The 16,680-nt window shown below is 56.8% G+C and carries 14 protein-coding genes; 6 read left to right on the top strand and 8 right to left on the bottom strand.

Features of this window, described 5'->3' with window-relative positions; translation table 11 throughout:
• Nucleotides 1-247 precede the first annotated feature (247 nt).
• The 7 genes from REIFOR_RS02660 to REIFOR_RS02630 all read right to left on the bottom strand — a co-directional run bounded on the left by REIFOR_RS02660 (nucleotide 248) and on the right by REIFOR_RS02630 (nucleotide 7,007).
• Entirely contained in the window at nucleotides 248-1,195 is a 948-nt protein-coding gene (locus tag REIFOR_RS02660; protein WP_100256087.1) for a Gfo/Idh/MocA family oxidoreductase, read from the bottom strand.
• 130 nt (nucleotides 1,196-1,325) lie between these two features.
• On the bottom strand, nucleotides 1,326-2,216 hold the full coding sequence (locus tag REIFOR_RS02655) for an amidohydrolase family protein (RefSeq protein WP_100256086.1): 891 nt from the start codon (nucleotides 2,214-2,216) through the stop codon (nucleotides 1,326-1,328).
• A 116-nt stretch (nucleotides 2,217-2,332) separates the two neighbouring features.
• On the bottom strand, nucleotides 2,333-3,379 hold the full coding sequence (locus tag REIFOR_RS02650; protein WP_100256085.1) for a 4-oxalomesaconate tautomerase: 1,047 nt from the start codon (nucleotides 3,377-3,379) through the stop codon (nucleotides 2,333-2,335).
• Nucleotides 3,372-4,043: a 4-carboxy-4-hydroxy-2-oxoadipate aldolase/oxaloacetate decarboxylase gene (locus REIFOR_RS02645; RefSeq protein WP_100256084.1), complete on the bottom strand. Its 672-nt coding sequence runs from the start codon at nucleotides 4,041-4,043 to the stop codon at nucleotides 3,372-3,374. Before REIFOR_RS02645 ends, REIFOR_RS02650 begins: the two co-directional genes overlap by 8 nt.
• A gap of 40 nt (nucleotides 4,044-4,083) precedes the next feature.
• Entirely contained in the window at nucleotides 4,084-5,373 is a 1,290-nt protein-coding gene (locus REIFOR_RS02640) for a TRAP transporter large permease (protein ID WP_100256083.1), read from the bottom strand.
• Complete coding sequence (locus REIFOR_RS02635; protein ID WP_100256082.1) at nucleotides 5,370-5,882, bottom strand: TRAP transporter small permease; 513 nt, start codon at nucleotides 5,880-5,882, stop codon at nucleotides 5,370-5,372. Before REIFOR_RS02635 ends, REIFOR_RS02640 begins: the two co-directional genes overlap by 4 nt.
• Nucleotides 5,883-5,984: 102 nt before the next feature.
• Nucleotides 5,985-7,007 carry a TRAP transporter substrate-binding protein gene (locus REIFOR_RS02630; RefSeq protein ID WP_100256081.1) on the bottom strand — a complete coding sequence of 341 codons (1,023 nt, stop codon included), beginning with the start codon at nucleotides 7,005-7,007 and terminating at the stop codon, nucleotides 5,985-5,987.
• Between the two features lie 275 nt (nucleotides 7,008-7,282).
• Here REIFOR_RS02630 and REIFOR_RS02625 point away from each other — a divergent pair, with 275 nt between their 5' ends.
• Entirely contained in the window at nucleotides 7,283-8,518 is a 1,236-nt protein-coding gene (locus tag REIFOR_RS02625; protein WP_100256080.1) for a LysR family transcriptional regulator, read from the top strand.
• A gap of 46 nt (nucleotides 8,519-8,564) precedes the next feature.
• Here the strand turns inward: REIFOR_RS02625 and REIFOR_RS02620 are convergent, their stop codons facing one another.
• Entirely contained in the window at nucleotides 8,565-10,106 is a 1,542-nt protein-coding gene (locus REIFOR_RS02620) for a phosphoenolpyruvate carboxykinase (RefSeq protein ID WP_193437318.1), read from the bottom strand.
• Between the two features lie 743 nt (nucleotides 10,107-10,849).
• Here REIFOR_RS02620 and REIFOR_RS02615 point away from each other — a divergent pair.
• From REIFOR_RS02615 to menC, 5 genes are read left to right on the top strand one after another with little or no spacing between them, the layout of a single operon-like run.
• On the top strand, nucleotides 10,850-12,271 hold the full coding sequence (locus REIFOR_RS02615; protein WP_100256078.1) for an isochorismate synthase: 1,422 nt from the start codon (nucleotides 10,850-10,852) through the stop codon (nucleotides 12,269-12,271).
• Nucleotides 12,268-13,989, top strand: coding sequence for a 2-succinyl-5-enolpyruvyl-6-hydroxy-3-cyclohexene-1-carboxylic-acid synthase (menD, locus tag REIFOR_RS02610; RefSeq protein ID WP_100256077.1), 1,722 nt, complete (start codon nucleotides 12,268-12,270; stop codon nucleotides 13,987-13,989). Before REIFOR_RS02615 ends, menD begins: the two co-directional genes overlap by 4 nt.
• Complete coding sequence (gene menH / locus REIFOR_RS02605; protein ID WP_100256076.1) at nucleotides 13,990-14,760, top strand: 2-succinyl-6-hydroxy-2,4-cyclohexadiene-1-carboxylate synthase; 771 nt, start codon at nucleotides 13,990-13,992, stop codon at nucleotides 14,758-14,760.
• The gene (gene menB / locus REIFOR_RS02600; protein ID WP_100256075.1) at nucleotides 14,753-15,610 is read left to right on the top strand and encodes a 1,4-dihydroxy-2-naphthoyl-CoA synthase; all 858 of its coding nucleotides are present in this window, start codon (nucleotides 14,753-14,755) and stop codon (nucleotides 15,608-15,610) included. Before menH ends, menB begins: the two co-directional genes overlap by 8 nt.
• Nucleotides 15,611-15,646: 36 nt before the next feature.
• Nucleotides 15,647-16,675: an o-succinylbenzoate synthase gene (menC, locus tag REIFOR_RS02595; RefSeq protein ID WP_100256074.1), complete on the top strand. Its 1,029-nt coding sequence runs from the start codon at nucleotides 15,647-15,649 to the stop codon at nucleotides 16,673-16,675.
• Nucleotides 16,676-16,680: the final 5 nt, after the last annotated feature.

Genomic DNA, 16,680 nt, shown 5'->3' with positions numbered 1-16,680 from the left:
TGGCTATTATACCGCCAATTGCCATATTCGGCCCTGCCGCGTTATCGGCCCACAGCCTCTGCAACAACTGGTCTTTCGCCTCTAATACGGCTTAAATGAGCCAGATTGGTTGATGTGACGACACAAGAAAAATGCCCGCGAGGGGGCATGTAGGTTTGTTGAACGGCGGTCTGAACGCTCAGTGCCGGTTAGAGGCTATAAATATGGAGCGCTGACCCTGCTTCGGGCGCGCTCAGCTCATCTTGCCCTAGTCCTGCAACAGCGCTTCCAACCGATGCAATGTCGCCATTGCGGGCAGACTTTGAGCGACACTGGCGTTGGCATCACGCCCTTCACGGATGGCAGCAAAAAACTCCCGATCCTGCAATTCAATACCATTCATCGATACCGCCACGTCGCTCAGGTCGATGGGCTGGTCGTTGCCATCAAACAAGTCATCGTAGCGCGCCACGTACGTGCCTTGGTCACAGATATAACGGAAAGTGGTGCCAAACGGGCCGTTGTTATTGAACGACAAACTCAGGGTACACAGGGCGCCGCCTGGGCTTTTCAGGCCAATGCTCATATCCATGGCGATGCCCAATGTTGGATGGATCGGGCCCTGCATGGCCTGCACCTGGCTGGCCGCGGCACCGGTCTGATATTGAAATAGGTCCACGGTGTGGCAAGCGTGGTGCCAAAGCAGATGGTCGGTCCAGCTGCGCGCTTGGCCCAGGGCATTGGTGTTACTGCGACGGAAGAAATAGGTCTGCACGTCCAATTGCTGCAGCGTTAATTCGCCCGCCTCGATGCGTTGGTGCATCCATTGATGACTCGGATTAAAACGCCGGGTGTGCCCGGCCATGGCCACTAGACCGGTCTCCTGCTGCAACTGCACCAGGGCCTGGGCATCGGCTAAATTGTCAGCCATCGGAATTTCGACCATCACATGCTTGCCGGCACGCAAACACTGCATCGCTTGGGCGGCATGCATAGGGGTCGGCGTTGCCAGGATCACGGCATCGACATCGGTGCGTGCGAGGGCTTCGGCCAGGTCATCGGTGGCGTGAGCAATGCCCCGCTCGGCCGCGAAGGCGAGCATCTCGGCGCGATCGGCGCCGACCACGGACGTAACGGTGACGTCGAGGATTTGCGCCACAGCGTCCAGATGTTTGATGCCAAAGGCACCAGCGGCGCCGGCAATACAGACGTTCATAATCAGTTCTCCTAGTAAGCTTTAACACAAGTGAGCTTACCGCTCACCGATGTTTCATTCGATTGGTTGCATTCGATTGGTTGCATTCGAGTGGTTTCGATCCTGACCTCTTTTTGGCCTCAGGCTGCGGTTATCGACTTGCGCCATCGGACCAATAGAGGCGCATCGGATTGTCGACCAAGAGCTGCTGCTGCAGATCGGCCGTCGGCGCAATCTGTGGAATGACATCGACCAGCTGACCGTCATCGGGCATATGGCTGGTCATATTGGGGTGCGGCCAATCAGTACCCCACAAAACCCGATCCGGGAAGCGCTCTACCAGGGTACGGGCAAAGGGCACCACATCGGCGTAGTCGGCTGCGGGTCCTAGGTCACTTAGGCGTTCTGGGCAACTGACCTTGGTCCACATATTGGGGTGGTCTTGCAACAAGGCAATAAAGGCCTGAAAACCGTCGGCGTCGACTCCGGCCGCTATATCGGGTCGGCCCATGTGGTCGATCACCACCGGGCAGTTAAATTGTTGTAGCAACGGGGTTAGCTCGGCCAGATCTGGCGCCTCAAAATAGACCACTATGTGCCAGCCGAGCGGTTCGATCTTGGCTGCAATGGCTAGAAAATCGGCCCAGGGCGTGGTGTCGACCAAGCGCTTGACAAAGTTAAAGCGCACCGCGCGCACACCCGCTCGATCCATTGACTGCAGTTCTGTCACGCTGATCGACTTATCGACCACCGCGACTCCGCGTGCTAGTTCGCCGGCCGACGCCAAGGCGTCGACCATGGCCGCGTTATCCTTGCCATGGCATGAGGCCTGAACGATCACATTGCGGCTAAAGCCTAAATGATCCCGTAGCGCAAACAGCGCAGCCTTGCCGGCATCGTTCGGAGTGTATTTACGCTCCCCGGCGAATGGGAATTCGGCAGCGGGGCCAAAGACATGGCAATGGGCATCGACTGCGCCCACCGGGGCAACAAAGGCAGGTGTGCGCGGCGCGGGGTGATAGTTTAATAGATCGGTACTCATTCAGTGCTCCAAATCATTAGCCTGGGGTGGCCCCTGATACGCGATAGGCGTTGCAGGCTTTCGCTTGTTAGTAAGTGTTTACTTTTAGCATGAGGCCCTTTAAAAAAGGTTACACCTTAACTAAATACCTGGCCGTCCATCAACTTGCGGGCGCTCAACACCATGGCGACCTGGCTGACCTGCTGCTCGGCATCTCGGGTTAAAACCACTTGGGTGCTGCCACTTGGATGTTCGATGGCAATCTGATCACCCTGCTCTTGGGCAAGTTCATGGGCAACCGAATCGACGATGGCGCAGGCTGTGGCAACCGAGACGGCCCCGAGCACGCCAATTGAAGCGTGGGCACGATGGGGAATAAAGGTTTGGGTGCGCACCGCCCCGCCAGCTTGGGCCGCGCTGATTAGTGTCATCTTTGGCACCGTCTTATCGGTTACATCGCCCAGATTCATCAGATAACCAGCCTGCAGGCGAATGGCTTCCAAGCGCGCTTTTAGACCACTGTTGGCATCCAGTTCGCTCCGGCCTTCAGCCCCGGTGAGGCCAAAATCTTTGGCGCGCAACAGGACACAGGGCATGCCATTGTCGATTAGGGTCACACGATGACCGTCGACCGTATCGAAGGCATTACCGGTGGGCAAGAGTGCCCCGCAGCTGGACCCGGCGGTGTCGGAAAAACTGATCAAGACCGGTGCACTGGAACCTGGCACCCCATCGAGTTGGGTATTGCCCTGATAATTCACCTGACCTTCAGGGGTTTGGACCTCTGCGATGGCAATCTGCCCGGTGTTTTCCATGTAGATGGTCAAGTGGGTCAGGCCATCGCCCGCTGTGACCAGACCACGTTCAATAGCGAAAGGCCCGACGCCGGCTAATATATTACCGCAGTTCTGAGCATCGCTTACCAAGGCCTGGTCCACATATACTTGCAAAAACAAATAGTCGATGTCGATACCGGGCCGATTCGAGCGCTGAATGACTGCAACCTTCGAGGTCAATGGGTCTGCGCCGCCCATGCCATCGATCTGGCGACGATCTGGCGAGCCCATAATGCGCAACAAGAACGCATCGCGCTGTGCCGGATCGGCTGGCAGATCTTGTGCTAAGAAGTAACCGCCTTTGGAAGTCCCGCCGCGCATCCACATGCAGGCGGTCGCATTACTCATAGATTAGACCCTTTGCGGCTAGACGCTCGCGCATCGAATAGATATCGAGCCCCAGCTCGCCGCTGGCCATCCGTTCGCGTTTGGCCGTCTCCTCACGCACCCGCTGCTGCGCCTTGACAAGGACGGCTGCGGCATCTTCGCGGCGGACCACACAAACACCATCATCATCGGCGACGATCACATCGCCTGGGTAGATATGTGCCCCGGCACAGACCACCGGCACGTTGACCGAACCCAGGGTCTCCTTAACGGTCCCTTGGGCAAACACCGAACGTGACCAGACCGGAAAACCCATCTCGGTCAGGTCGGCAATATCGCGTACCCCGGCGTCGATGATCAGGCCCACGCCACCGTGGGCCATCAACGACGTGGCCAGCAGGTCACCAAAGTAACCGGCATTGGACGGCGAAGTGGACGCCAGCACCAGCAAGTCGCCGGGCTGCACCTGTTCGATGGCGACGTGCACCATCCAGTTGTCTGCCGGCGGCGCCGAGATGGTCACGGCGGAACCGGCCAGCTTGGCACCGCGGTAAATCGGCCTCATATAGTCGGCCAATAGGCCAATCCGGCCCTGGGCCTCGTGCACGGTGGCCACGCCGCATTCGGCTAAGCCGGCGATGACCGCCGGATCGGCACGCAGAATATTCTGTACGACTTTATGCATAATTGCCTCCTCGGGTGGCCGCTCGGCAACCCGTCTGTTGTTAATTCACTAGGCCCAGGGCCAGGAATGGAAAGCCGATAATCAGTCCGAGGCGCACTATGTCTGATATAACGAAGGGCACGACGCCCTTGAAAATTTCGACGATACTGACATCCTCTGCGACCGATTTAATCACAAACACATTCATGCCAATCGGCGGCGTAATCAGCCCCAGCTCTACGGTGATCACCGTAATAATACCAAACCAGATCGGGTCGAACCCAGCCTGCATCGCCAGGGGGAAGACCACCGGCACGGTAAGCAGCAACATGGCAATGCTGTCCATGACCATACCGAGCACTATATAGAGGGTCAGGATACAGAGCAGAATCAGCGCCGGACTGAGATCCATGGATCCGACCAGTTCGACTAGGGCAAAGGACACCCGCGACACGGACAGAAAGTAGCCGAAGATATTGGCACCGATCACCATAAAGAAGATCAGTGTGGCCATAATCAGGGTTTCCTGTACCGCGTCAGTGAAATCCTGAAAGGATAAACCGCGGTACAAAGCAATCAACAGCGTACCAAAGGCGCCCACAGCGGCCGCTTCGGTGGGCGTAAAGATGCCACCATAAATACCACCGATAATCAGCGCGAAGACCAGACCGAAAGGCAAGACTCCCTTTAGGCCCATAATCTTTTGGCGCAGCGTGGTTGCTTCACCTGGCTGCGCCAGTTCAGGCTTAAGCCACACGGTGACCGCAATGGCCACCATATAGAGCAGCAAACCCAAGAGACCCGGCATCACCCCGGCGATAAACATATCGCCGACCGACTGCTCGGTCAGCAGGGCATAGAGCAGCAACGCGATCGAGGGCGGAATCATAATGCCTAGGGTGCCGCCGGCGGCCAAGGTGCCCGTGGCCAATGACGAGGCGTAGCCATTCTTTTTCATTTCCGGCAGTGCCACCTTGGCCATGCTGGCGGCGGTGGCCAAACTGGACCCGGAGATGGCAGAAAAGATGCCACAAGAGGTTACAGCGGCTAAAGCCATGCCACCGCGCCAGGCACCAAAGAGCGTTTTTGCGCCATTAAACAACTCGCTCGACATGCGCGCTTTAGAGGCGAACACCCCCATCAAAATAAACATCGGGATCGGACTAAAGCTGTAGTTGGTTAAGGTATCCATAGCACCGCTTTCAAGAATCGAAACGGCCGGACCAAAGGCCACCACCCAGCCAAACCCGATAAAACCGGTTAGTGCCATGGCCAGGGCAATGGGCATACGCAGCGCGATCGCTCCGAGCATACCGGCCATACAGAGCAGGCCTATCAATTGGGAACTCATACCACATCTCCATCACGTTGGTACCACAGCGAATAGGCCAGAGATAGACCGCGCAGGGCGAGCATGGCCATGCCAACGGCGGCCACGGTGTAGATCGAGCTCATCGGCACCAGCAAATCCTGGGTAGTTTCGCCGGTCAGCCGTGCGGCACTGGCTGAGTGCAACAATCGATAACACATCAGAGCACCAAAGATGCCAAAAAACAGGGTAAAAAAGGCTGCTATTCGGGCCTTGGTGGCCACCGATAAGCCTTCGGTAAAGAGCTCCACGACTACCTGGCCGCGGTCGAGGCAATAGGGCATGCTGAACACCATGGCGAATAACAGACCATAGCGCACCAATTCAAAACTGCCGGTAAAGGTCAGATCGACAGCCCCATCGGTCATACCAAAGAGGGTCCGAGTGCTGATATCGGCTAACACCGACACCATCATTGAAACCAGGCAGATACCACCCAGCACGTTTAAATAGAAGGATAATAGACGAACAGTAGCGATCAACTGACGCACAGTAAGACTCCTGTGATACTGAAAACCTGTCAGCGGCTAAATTAAAGCACTGCGCTGACAGGGTATTTGAGAACGATCTAGCGATCGTTCAGCTGGCTGGCCTTAGGCCTTACATTCACCGCTCAGTTCGATGGCGCGGTCGTAGACCTCACGACCGGGGATGCCACGGGATTCAAGATCGTCTAAGTAGGCTTTGCTGGCGCGTTCAACTGGACCTTTCCAGGCCGGGTTATTGGTGCCGCCTTCGATCTGAATGATTTCGTGACCGGCCGCTACGGCTTGAGCACGACCCTTCACATCAAGATCATCAAATACCATACCGGCCTTGACGGCCCAATCCATGCCGCTATTGGCATCAATCACTGCTTTGTTTTCAGCAGACAGGCTATCGTAGACGCTATTGTTCATGGTGACGATAAAGGTGAGCGTGTACATACCGCCAACTTCGGTATGGCTATCAGACAGTTCATTCAAGCGGAACGACAAGGCGCCTTCCCACGGCAAGGCGACACCATCGATCACACCGCGTTGCATAGCGGTGTAACTTTCCGGCGCGGCCATACCAACTGGCTGAGCACCCAGTTCTTCGAGGATACCGGCGACCACGGTGGTCGGACGGCGAATGCGTAGACCTTTCAGATCGCTTGGTTCCTTGATTGAAGCGCCCTTAACATGGAACAGACCGGCACCGTGGGTGAACATAAAGACGGGATGGGTATCGGTAAATTCACTGGCCAAGGTGCCCTCGTCAAATAGCTTCTGGACCACACAAGAACCCTGCTTGCCATTTTCAACGACGCCCGGCAATTCAACGACCTGGGTCAGCGGAAAACGGTTTGCGGTGTAGCCCAGTACCGTTGCAGTCACGTCCATGATGCGATTCTTAACCGCATCGTATTGAGCCGGTGGCGCGGCCAACGTGCCGCTCGGATAAACCTCAACCTTGATGCGGCCTTTGGATTCCAGCTCGATAGTTTTCGCCCAAACATCCATCAATTGAGTATGGGGACCGGCGACTGCGGGCCACAAATGTCCGACACGCAAGGTCACATCAGCGGCCTGGACGGCGATACTAGCGCCGCTCAGAGCGCAAACTAATAGGGTGGTTGAAAACAGCTTCTTCATCGTGAGTACCTCATAATTTTTGTTATAGCACCCTAATATAAGAGTGATTTTAGGCTTTCCAGACCGATAGACCTTACGCGCCAGAACTCTGGACGCCGTGTGGGGCGGCTAGGATCTCGATTTAAGTGAACTCCTCGAATGGCCGGTTTAAACCCGGCCTTTATTCACCTATTAAGTATCTGTGCTCCCAGACCGCAATACCATTCATATTTTCTTTACAAGGTATTAGTTTATGTTATAAGTTTATTTTATTGCAGACTTCAAACAGGGGCGTCATGAAAATAATTTCTTTGAATTTCAGGCACTTACGGGCTTTCAAAGAAACCGCCCAATTGCATAGCGTCAAGGCGGCTGCAGAAAACATCTTCCTCACCCAGTCGGCCGTGACTCAGGCCATCGCCCGGCTGGAGACCTACCTCGGCATGCCACTTTTTTTACGCCGCCATAACGGTATGTTTCTGACCGACGCCGGTGACCTGTATCTAATCCGCGTGACCCGCGCGCTGAACTATTTAAAACAGGGCGTGCGCGAAGCGTTACGCAGTGGCGAACGGATCCATCCGCAGGCGCGCTCGAAAATCGCCATCGAAGACCAGCTCTCACACGTCCAAGTACGGACCCTGCTCGCCTTACTGCAGACCACCAGCTACAGCACCGCGGCGCGCCACCTAGGCGTGTCACAGCCGTCAGTGTATCGCGCCGCCGGCGACCTGGAAGATCTACTCAACCTCAGGCTGTTTGAAAAAACCAGTATTGGCATCTCACTGACCAAGGCGGCGCGGCGCCTCACCCGTTTTGCCCAGTTAGCACTGCGTGAGCTGGATTTGGCTCAATATGAGCTAGGTGAATTGAACGGTACCGACACCACCAAGATCACCGTCGGATCCATGCCGCTGGCACGCACCTATATATTGCCTGCGGCGATCAACCGACTGGCACAACTGAAGCCCGAAATCCGCATTGAGATTGTCGAAGGCCACTATGACGATCAACTTCAGCGACTGTTACGCGGTGAACTCGATCTATTAATCGGCGCGCTGCGCATACCCCTACCGAGTACCGACATCGAGCAGGAAACGCTATTTTTAACGCCCCTGTCGATTGTTGGCCGAGCCCAACACCCCTTGACGCAAAGTACTCAACCGAGCCTGGCCGAGTTAGGCCAGTATGGCTGGGTCGTACCGCGCCAGGGTACGCCGGCACGCGCCATGTTCGATCAACTCATTGCCGCCCAACAACCAGCTGTGTACAAGGGGCTGATCGAATGCAGCTCGCAAATTGTGATTCGCCAACTGCTGCTAGACAGCAATCGATTAACCTTTATTTCCCGCCACCAAATTAAGCAAGAGGAGGAATTTGGGTTAATGACGGTCATCGATTTCGATTTGGCTAACACCGATCGGCCGATTGGCATTACCACCCGTAAAGACTGGCATCCAAGCACCACTCAGAAACTGTTTTTAGCAATAGTCCGCAATCTTAGCAGCGCCTTGACCGATAGCGAATCCTAGAGCCAAAAAAGCCCGCACGAGGCGGACTTTTGCTGGCTGCGAGCGGCTAAACTTTCGGCCCGGCCTGCACAATGGCATCGCTGACTTGGTATTTGGCGAAGTTCGCGTGAAACTCCTGGGCCAGCAGTTTGGCTCGCTCATCGAAGGCCGCTGGATCGGACCAAGTGAGTCTCGGATTGAGCAGTCCGCTGTCAACGCCCGGAACGGAAAGTGGAATATCCAGATTCAATTCCGCCACATGCTCGGTTGGGGCGTCTTGAAGCGCACCGCTGGTGATCGCCGAAATCAGCGCCCGAGTGGTCGGGATATCGAAGCGTTTGCCGACACCGAACGGTCCGCCGGTCCAGCCGGTATTGACCATATAGACGGCCGCGCCGCTAGCGACGATGCGCTTCATCAGCAGCTCGGCATATACGCCGGCCGGACGCGGAAAGAACGGTGCGCCGAAACAGGTCGAAAAGGTCGACTTGATCCCTGTGCCCATGCCCACTTCGGTTGAACCCACCAGCGCGGTGTAGCCGCTGAGGAAGTAATAGGCCGCCGCTTCTTTGGTCAGCTTGGAAACCGGTGGCAAGACGCCATTGAGATCGCAGGTTAAAAACACCACCGCGTTCGGCTCAGCCCCCTGGTTGGACAGCTGACGCTTGCCGATATGGCTGAGCGGATAGGCCGCACGGCCGTTCTGGCTCAAGGATACATCGGTGTAGTCCGGTACCCGCTGCTCGTCCAAAACGACGTTTTCCAGGATAGTGCCGAAGTGAATGGCGTCCCAGATCATCGGTTCGTTCTTTTGACTCAGATCGATGGTCTTGGCATAGCAGCCGCCTTCGATATTAAACACGATACCCGGACCCCAGCCGTGCTCGTCATCGCCAATCAAAAAGCGTTCTGGGTCCGCGCTAAGCGTGGTCTTGCCGGTGCCCGACAGGCCAAAGAACAGCGAGGTTTTGCCATCTTCGCCGACGTTGGCCGAACAATGCATGGGTAATACATCTTTGGCGGGTAAGAGAAAGTTTTGTACCGAAAACAACGACTTCTTCATTTCACCGGCGTACTGCAGGCCCGCGACCAACACTTTGCGCTGGGCGAAACAGACAATTACGACGCCATCGCTGTGCGTACCATCGCGTTCCGGATCGCAGACAAAACCCGGGACATTGAGTACTTCCCAAGCCGGCTTGTCGTTGCTGTTCCACTGCTCTGGGACAATAAAGAGATTGCGAGCAAAAATTTGATGCCAAGCCCGCTCGGTGGTAACGCGCAACGGCAGCATGTGTTCAGCGGCGGAACCCACTTCCAGGTGACCGACAAACTGCTCTTTGTCTGCCAGGTATTGCGTCACTCGGTGCCATAGGGCATCAAATTTGTTGACCGCAAAGGGCTGGTTGATGGGACCCCATTGCACCTGGTCACGGATCTCAGCATCGTCAACGATAAAGCGATCTTTAGGCGAACGACCGGTTCGCTCACCGGTTACGGCAACAAAGGCGCCATTGGCGGCAAATTGACCCTCTTCTTTGCGCACGGCAATTTCAAGCAACTTGGTGGTCGGTAAGTCAACGTGAACAAATTGTGTGTTGGCATTCATAATGATTCTCCATGATTGAGTAAACTATTACTGAGCCAGGCATTGGGTTTCCACAGCTATTGTTCGTTGATTTTTAACACGAATTCAGTAGGCGCAGTCTATAGGGTGGCGGCCATCCCTCATAACCAAAAATCGTCAATTAATTACTGACAAACCGCCTGGCAGTCCACCTCGCTGAAACAAAACTACATTAGCCGATACCCTCTAACAGCCACAGATGCTCGCTTGCATCCTGACAGTGCTTTAATTATAGACCGTTTATGAGCCTAAAAGACTGGCACTAATTGACTAGGATCAGATGCCGATACAGTCTTGAGCACCTTTGTTTATAAACTTATTGACAGTTATTCCTTAATAATAGTTCCCTTGCATGAACCCACTATAGAGTTCAACTTGTCATAAAAAAATTTCCACTTGGTATAAATCCATGTGGTGATATTACGAAATAAAGTACCGGTTTAACCCCAATTCAGTAACTTAATTACAGACTCATTTTTTTTCGAAATAATCACTATACTTATAAAATAGGGGCGGCGGATGCGCCCTATTAGACCTGCGCTGTGCGAATTGTCTGCGGCCTCCTGCAAAATTTAATTCGTTTTGACCTCCGAGCGCTGCGGCAACCAAGACAACCGCGCTGGCTAGAACCGATTAGCCTTGGTTTGACTGTGATCAGGGCAATCATCTGAGCGAGTGGTTAGGCTGTAACGCTTATTGACTTATTGAAATAGGGCAAGGGATATATGTCTGAACAATATTTAGAGTCGGGTCGGCCTCAGCTCCGGCCCAAGCCTGCACTGACCAACGGGCCAAAGAACGCCTTTCAACGGGCAGTGCACCAATTGACAAGTCGCCTAGCCCAATTAACCCCCAGTCTAAATCAACTGATTCATATCTCGATCGACATACCCGCTATCGATCTGCTCGGATGGTTGGCCGACAACCCGCACCCGGAGCAATCCTATTGGCAAAATCGGGACAGTCAGTTTGCTCTGGCCGGCTTGGATCGGGCATTGGTGATTGAGGCCACCGAGTTCAGCCAGGTCGACCGAGTTATGGCCGACATCAAGACGGCACTTGAGCAGGCCAGTAGCATCGGAACGGGTGCCGTTTTTTTAGGCGGGATAGGCTTTGACAGCGGCATGACAGGGCCTTGGCAGGCTTTTAAGGCCGTCAGCTTTCAAGCACCACTGTGCTTTGTGCAGCAACGGCACGGTCAATTCGAGCTCGGCTTTAATCTCTACAGCGCGACGCGCAGCAGTTGGCACCAGCAGACCAAAAGGCTGACCCAACTGTTGGCCGGTCTGTGCTTCGATACCCCACCCAAACCGGTCGCAAAAAATGCCATTGTCCATCGTCAGGACAGCCTGAGTCTGGCGGCCTGGCGTGATCGGGTGGCGCAAACCCTCAGCGCGATTGCGAACGGCCAGATTCAAAAGGCCGTGTTGGCGCGCCGGGTCGACCTGCGCTTGGCCCATGCGGCCAACTTACCCGACCTCTTAAGCCGCTGGCGCGACCTCAACCCCGCCAGTTTCAGCTTCCTACTGAGTCAGTCCGGCACCCGCTTCTTGGGCTGTTCACCCGAACGGCTTTTTGTCCGCCGCCATCAACGGCTCGATACCGAGGCCATTGCCGGCACCCTGCCGCGCGGGCGCAATCGTGCCGACGACTTATTCTACGGTCGACAATTATTGACCGATCCAAAGCTGCGTCGCGAGCACCGGCTGGTGAGTGATTTTATCGGCCAGCAGCTGGCGCCCTTCTGTACCGAGATCGATACCGAGCATAAAGCCCATGTTCTTAAATTGTCGGCGATTCAACACCTTTGTCAGCCGATTCAGGCCAACCTACAGCCTGGCGTGGCCAATCACCAACTGGTGCAGGCCTTGCATCCAACCCCGGCGGTATGCGGTTATCCACGTCAGGCAGCCAAAGACCTGATCGATCGATTGGAACCGGTTGAACGCGGCTGGTATAGCGGCGCGGTGGGGGTTGTATCGGACGCTGGGGCAGAATTTGCTGTCGCCATTCGCTCGGCCCTGTGCCGTGACAATCGGCTCTTTTGCTACTCCGGGGTCGGCATCGTCGACGGCTCGGTTGCCGAACAGGAGTGGTACGAACTCGAGTCCAAGCTGCAGACGCTGCTGGAGCTAATCGAGCAATGAGTCGACCACTGCGCACGCTCAACCAGGTCTGGAGCCAGCTAATTCTGAGTCGGCTCTATGCCCGTGGCGTACGCCAGGTGTGTCTGGCACCGGGCTCGCGCAGTGCACCACTGGTGCTGGCCCTGGTTGAACTGACTCAGGCGCATCCAGATCTGGTTGTGCACTCGCATTTCGATGAACGCGGCCTGGGCTTCTTCGCGCTCGGTCTAAGTAAAGCCCTTACCCAACCGGTGGCCATCCTGACCACTTCAGGCACGGCGGTGGCCAATTTACTGCCCGCCGTGGTCGAGGCCCGGCACTGCCATACAGCACTGATTGTGATCAGTGCTGATCGCCCCGATGAGCTGCTCGGGTGCGGCGCCAATCAGGCCATCGACCAACGCCAGCTGTTTGGCAGCCAGGTGCTCGAGCAACTGTCGCTGCCAACCCCTGATGCCGATAGCGCTTTTGAGCATTGGCTACCCGCCTTGGATCGGTTGTTGAATCAAGCGGGCCCGGTGCATCTAAACTGCCCGTTTCGTGCGCCGCTGTATCCGAGCGAGGCACCGCAAGACTGCGTCATGGCTTTACCGGCCTTACCGGCCTTTACGCTCAGCAGATCCATGCCGCGCAGGGCCCAAGCCGACGTGGACTTGGCGACGCCCCACCAAACCCTGATTGTCGCCGGTCGGCTCAGTCCAAGTGAGGCGGCCCGCTTGCTGGAATATTGCCAACATTATCGGCTACCGATCCTGGCCGATCTAAACAGTCAGCTTCGCCTGCACCCGTCCGAGTGGGTTATTCACTATGCCGATCTGCTATTGAATAACGCGCATTTCGTGCAAACGCTAAACCGATTCGAGCGGGTCATTCAATTCTCCGGCCAGCTCATCAGTAAGCGCCTATTGGCCTGGCTCGGAACCTTTAACGGCGAGCATCTCATAGTCGATGGCCAGCGCGACTATCTCGATCCCAACCACCGGGCCCAGCAGCGGCAGCAGAGCTTACCCGACTTCCTGCGCGAGTTGGCCGCACTGCCACTCGGCTGGCCACCGTGTGCAGAAGTCGTGGCGGCCCTGCAGAGCTGGAATAAACGTGCCGCGGCGCAGCTGCCGGCTCTGATCGGCAGTGAGCTGAGCGAAATCAGCGCGGTGACCCGACTGGTGCAACAACTGCCCGCCACTTGTCGGCTGTTCGCCGGCAACAGTCTGAGTATCCGCTTGCTCGATATGTATGCCGAGCCGGCGCTCGCCTACCCGGTGTTCAGCAACAGGGGGGCCAGTGGTATCGACGGTCTAGTGGCCACGGCCGCTGGCGTCGCTGCGACCGCGGTCGAGCCGCTGGTCTTGGTAATCGGCGATACCTCGACGCTCTATGACCTAAATAGTCTGGCCCTGGTGAACCGAGTTGCAGCCCGAACCGGCCAGGCCATTCTGGTGTTGGTGTTAAACAACAATGGCGGTGCCATCTTTAACCTGCTGCCGGCGGCCCAATTGGGCGCGCTTCATCGAGACTTTTTTCAATGTCCACACGATCTCGACTTTGCCGCGGCGGCGGCCCAGTTTCATCTGGCCTATGCTCGCCCGACGAACTTAAGCGAATTGGACGAACAGATCGATCGGGCGATGCATCCGGGCACCGCGACCCTGCTCGAAATATCGGTCCCGGCCGCGCAAAGTACGGAACAGATTCGTCAGATCAATCGGCACTTCGCGCAACTCACGGCGGGGGGGGCTTAGATGAGTGTGCGGGGTGCAACTTCCAAGCCGACCTTGGTCTTTATTCACGGCTTCCTCGGCCGCCCCGCTGACTGGCATAGGGTGGTCGAGCAACTGTCGGAGCGCTATCAATGTCTGTTGCTGACGGTGCCCGATCGAGACGAACAGGGTCAACCCTTAGGCGATTGGCAAGGCCTGCTTCGGGCCTGTGAGCACCACTGGACCGCCCTGCTACCGCACCGCTTTACCCTGATCGGCTATTCGCTCGGCGGTCGTATTGCTTTGGCGCTGAGCCAGACCTGGCTAACCCGGTTGGAGGCCCTGGTGCTGGAAAGCGTCCATCCGGGTCTCAGTACCGCTTCGGCCCGCCACCAGCGTCGGCAGCACGACCGCCAATGGTCCGACGCTTTGCGCACCAAACCGCTCGCCCAGACGCTGGATCGCTGGTACCGGCAAGCGGTTTTCGCCCACCTCAGTGAGTCAGAGCGGGCTGAGCTAATCGATTTACGCTCAGCACAGCAGCCCGATCGGTTGGCCGATCTGCTGAGCGCCGCCAGCTTGGCAGGCCAACCCGATTACTGGACCCAGGCGGCGCAACTGCCTCGGCCACTGCTCTATATCAGTGGTGCCCAAGATGCCAAATACGGCGCCCTGGCCCAACAGCTGGCAGCCCGGCGCGCCAATTTAATCTGGCAGCAGATGCCCAATAGTGGTCATAACTGCCATCACCAATCGCCCCAGGTCTATGCCGACTTTCTCAGCTCTTTCTTAACGCAGGTACTCCATGACTAAAACAGATTCGTCTCTTAGCACCATTAAGCCCGGCGCCGCCTGGCAGGATTGTTCGGCCGACTTTAACGATATTTATTTTCATCGGACCGACGGCATCGCCAAGATCACCATCAACCGACCCGAGGTCCGCAATGCCTTTCGGCCCCAAACTGTTCAGGAGATGATCCAGGCCCTGCATCTGGCGCGCTATGATGAGTCGGTCGGGGTAATTCTATTGACCGGCCAGGGCGATCTGGCGTTCTGTTCCGGCGGCGATCAACGGGTGCGCGGTGATGCCGGCTATGCCGATGACAGCGGCGTCTTTCACCTCAATGTGCTCGACCTGCAACGCATGATCCGTTCGTGCCCCAAGCCGGTTATCGCCATGGTGGCCGGCTTTGCCATCGGCGGTGGCCATGTCCTGCATCTAGTATGCGACCTGACCATTGCCGCCGATAACGCCCGCTTTGGTCAGACCGGGCCGAAGGTCGGCTCGTTCGATGGCGGCTTTGGCGCCAGCTATATGGCCAGTGTGGTCGGGCAAAAAAAAGCACGCGAAATTTGGCTCCTGTGTCGCCAGTACGACGCTCAGGAAGCTGCGACCATGGGCCTGGTCAATAAGGTCGTACCATTGGTCGAGCTCGAACGCGAGTCGGTCAGCTGGTGTCGCCAAATCCTGCAGCATTCGCCCATGGCGCTGCGCACACTAAAATCGGCCTTTAATGCCGGTATCGATGGTCAGGCCGGCATTCAAGAGCTGGCCGGTAATGCCACCATGCTGTTCTATATGACCGAAGAGGGCCAGGAAGGCCGGGACGCCTATCTGCAAAAACGGGACCCGGATTTCAGTAAATTTAAACGCCGTCCATAACGCCCAATACTCCCTATACTAGAGAGGCCACGACCGATGCAGTCACTTGCCCTATGGCACTACCGGCGTCCATTCCGGGCGCCGATGCCGCTGCGATCTCGCCGACAGGCTCTGCTCTTGCCGGCACGCGACGGATTGCTCCTGGCATGGCGGGTCGCAGATCGACAGCTTTGGACCGAGGTCGCGCCGCTACCACTGTTTAGCCAGGAGTCGCTGGCCGACGCTCAAGCTGCTCTATTAGCTCTGATGCGCAGCGCAGACATCCTAGATGTCGGCCAACTGGCCCTGCGCTACCCAGACCATGCAACGGGTCTGCCGGCCTCGGTACGGTATGGCCTCGAAACCGGGCTGGCCTGGCTCAGCACGCCCACAACCCAACCCAAGGACAAGTTCGAGTTCAGCCCCCAACTCTGTGGCTTGGCCTTACCCGGCACGGCACAAACCTCGGCCTTTCGGGTGGTCAAACAGAAGATAGACGGGGTCGATTTTAACCAGGACTGCCAACGCCTGATCACCGCTGTGGCCCAATTGAGTCCCGGCCAGCGACTGCGTATCGACTGCAATCGAAGCTGGTCCTTGGCGCAAGCAATTCAGGCTCTGTCGCCCCTGCCCGTGGCCCAGATCGACTATGTGGAGGAGCCCTTAGAGGCGATGAGCCTGCGCCAATGCCGAGCGCTGCACCGGGCCACCGGCCTGCCCTTGGCGCTCGATGAGAGTTTGCGGGTGGCCAAGGGTGACCTAACCGGCAGCGCACTCGACCGACTCAGCCCCGAGCAATTGTGCGCCTGCGGCGTCCGCGCGCTGGTAATTAAACCCATGTTAACCGGCTTTAGGACCACCCAGGCGCTGCTCGAACTGTGCACGCGGCGGCCGTTACAGGCTGTTTTAAGTTCGGCCTTTGAGAGCTCGGTGGCGCTTAACCACTACTGGCAACTGGCCCGGCTATACCGTCTGAGCGCGGCCCAAGGTTTGGCCACGGCGTGTTTCTTTGCCGACGCAGAGCCGGATCCGCTCGGCACCTTAGTGTTACCGCCGGGCCTCACCCATGTGGCGGATTTGTTTTGACCTCA

The sequence above is a fragment of the Reinekea forsetii genome, from assembly GCF_002795845.1.
GTDB lineage: Bacteria > Pseudomonadota > Gammaproteobacteria > Pseudomonadales > Natronospirillaceae > Reinekea > Reinekea forsetii.
Note: the sequence above shows the minus strand (reverse complement) of the source record. Positions and strands in the feature narration are given on the sequence as shown.

Bases quoted from the DNA above. Each gene is read 5' to 3' on its own strand.
- REIFOR_RS02640 (WP_100256083.1), bottom strand. From the start codon at position 5,373: ATGAGTTCCCAATTGATAGGCCTGCTCTGTATGGCCGGTATGCTCGGA.
- REIFOR_RS02620 (WP_193437318.1), bottom strand. From the start codon at position 10,106: ATGAATGCCAACACACAATTTGTTCACGTTGACTTACCGACCACCAAG.
- REIFOR_RS02650 (WP_100256085.1), bottom strand. From the start codon at position 3,379: ATGAGTAATGCGACCGCCTGCATGTGGATGCGCGGCGGGACTTCCAAA.
- menD (WP_100256077.1), top strand. From the start codon at position 12,268: ATGAGTCGACCACTGCGCACGCTCAACCAGGTCTGGAGCCAGCTAATT.
- REIFOR_RS02660 (WP_100256087.1), bottom strand. From the start codon at position 1,195: ATGAACGTCTGTATTGCCGGCGCCGCTGGTGCCTTTGGCATCAAACAT.
- menH (WP_100256076.1), top strand. From the start codon at position 13,990: ATGAGTGTGCGGGGTGCAACTTCCAAGCCGACCTTGGTCTTTATTCAC.
- REIFOR_RS02630 (WP_100256081.1), bottom strand. From the start codon at position 7,007: ATGAAGAAGCTGTTTTCAACCACCCTATTAGTTTGCGCTCTGAGCGGC.
- REIFOR_RS02645 (WP_100256084.1), bottom strand. From the start codon at position 4,043: ATGCATAAAGTCGTACAGAATATTCTGCGTGCCGATCCGGCGGTCATC.
- REIFOR_RS02625 (WP_100256080.1), top strand. From the start codon at position 7,283: ATGAAAATAATTTCTTTGAATTTCAGGCACTTACGGGCTTTCAAAGAA.
- menB (WP_100256075.1), top strand. From the start codon at position 14,753: ATGACTAAAACAGATTCGTCTCTTAGCACCATTAAGCCCGGCGCCGCC.
- REIFOR_RS02655 (WP_100256086.1), bottom strand. From the start codon at position 2,216: ATGAGTACCGATCTATTAAACTATCACCCCGCGCCGCGCACACCTGCC.
- menC (WP_100256074.1), top strand. From the start codon at position 15,647: ATGCAGTCACTTGCCCTATGGCACTACCGGCGTCCATTCCGGGCGCCG.
- REIFOR_RS02615 (WP_100256078.1), top strand. From the start codon at position 10,850: ATGTCTGAACAATATTTAGAGTCGGGTCGGCCTCAGCTCCGGCCCAAG.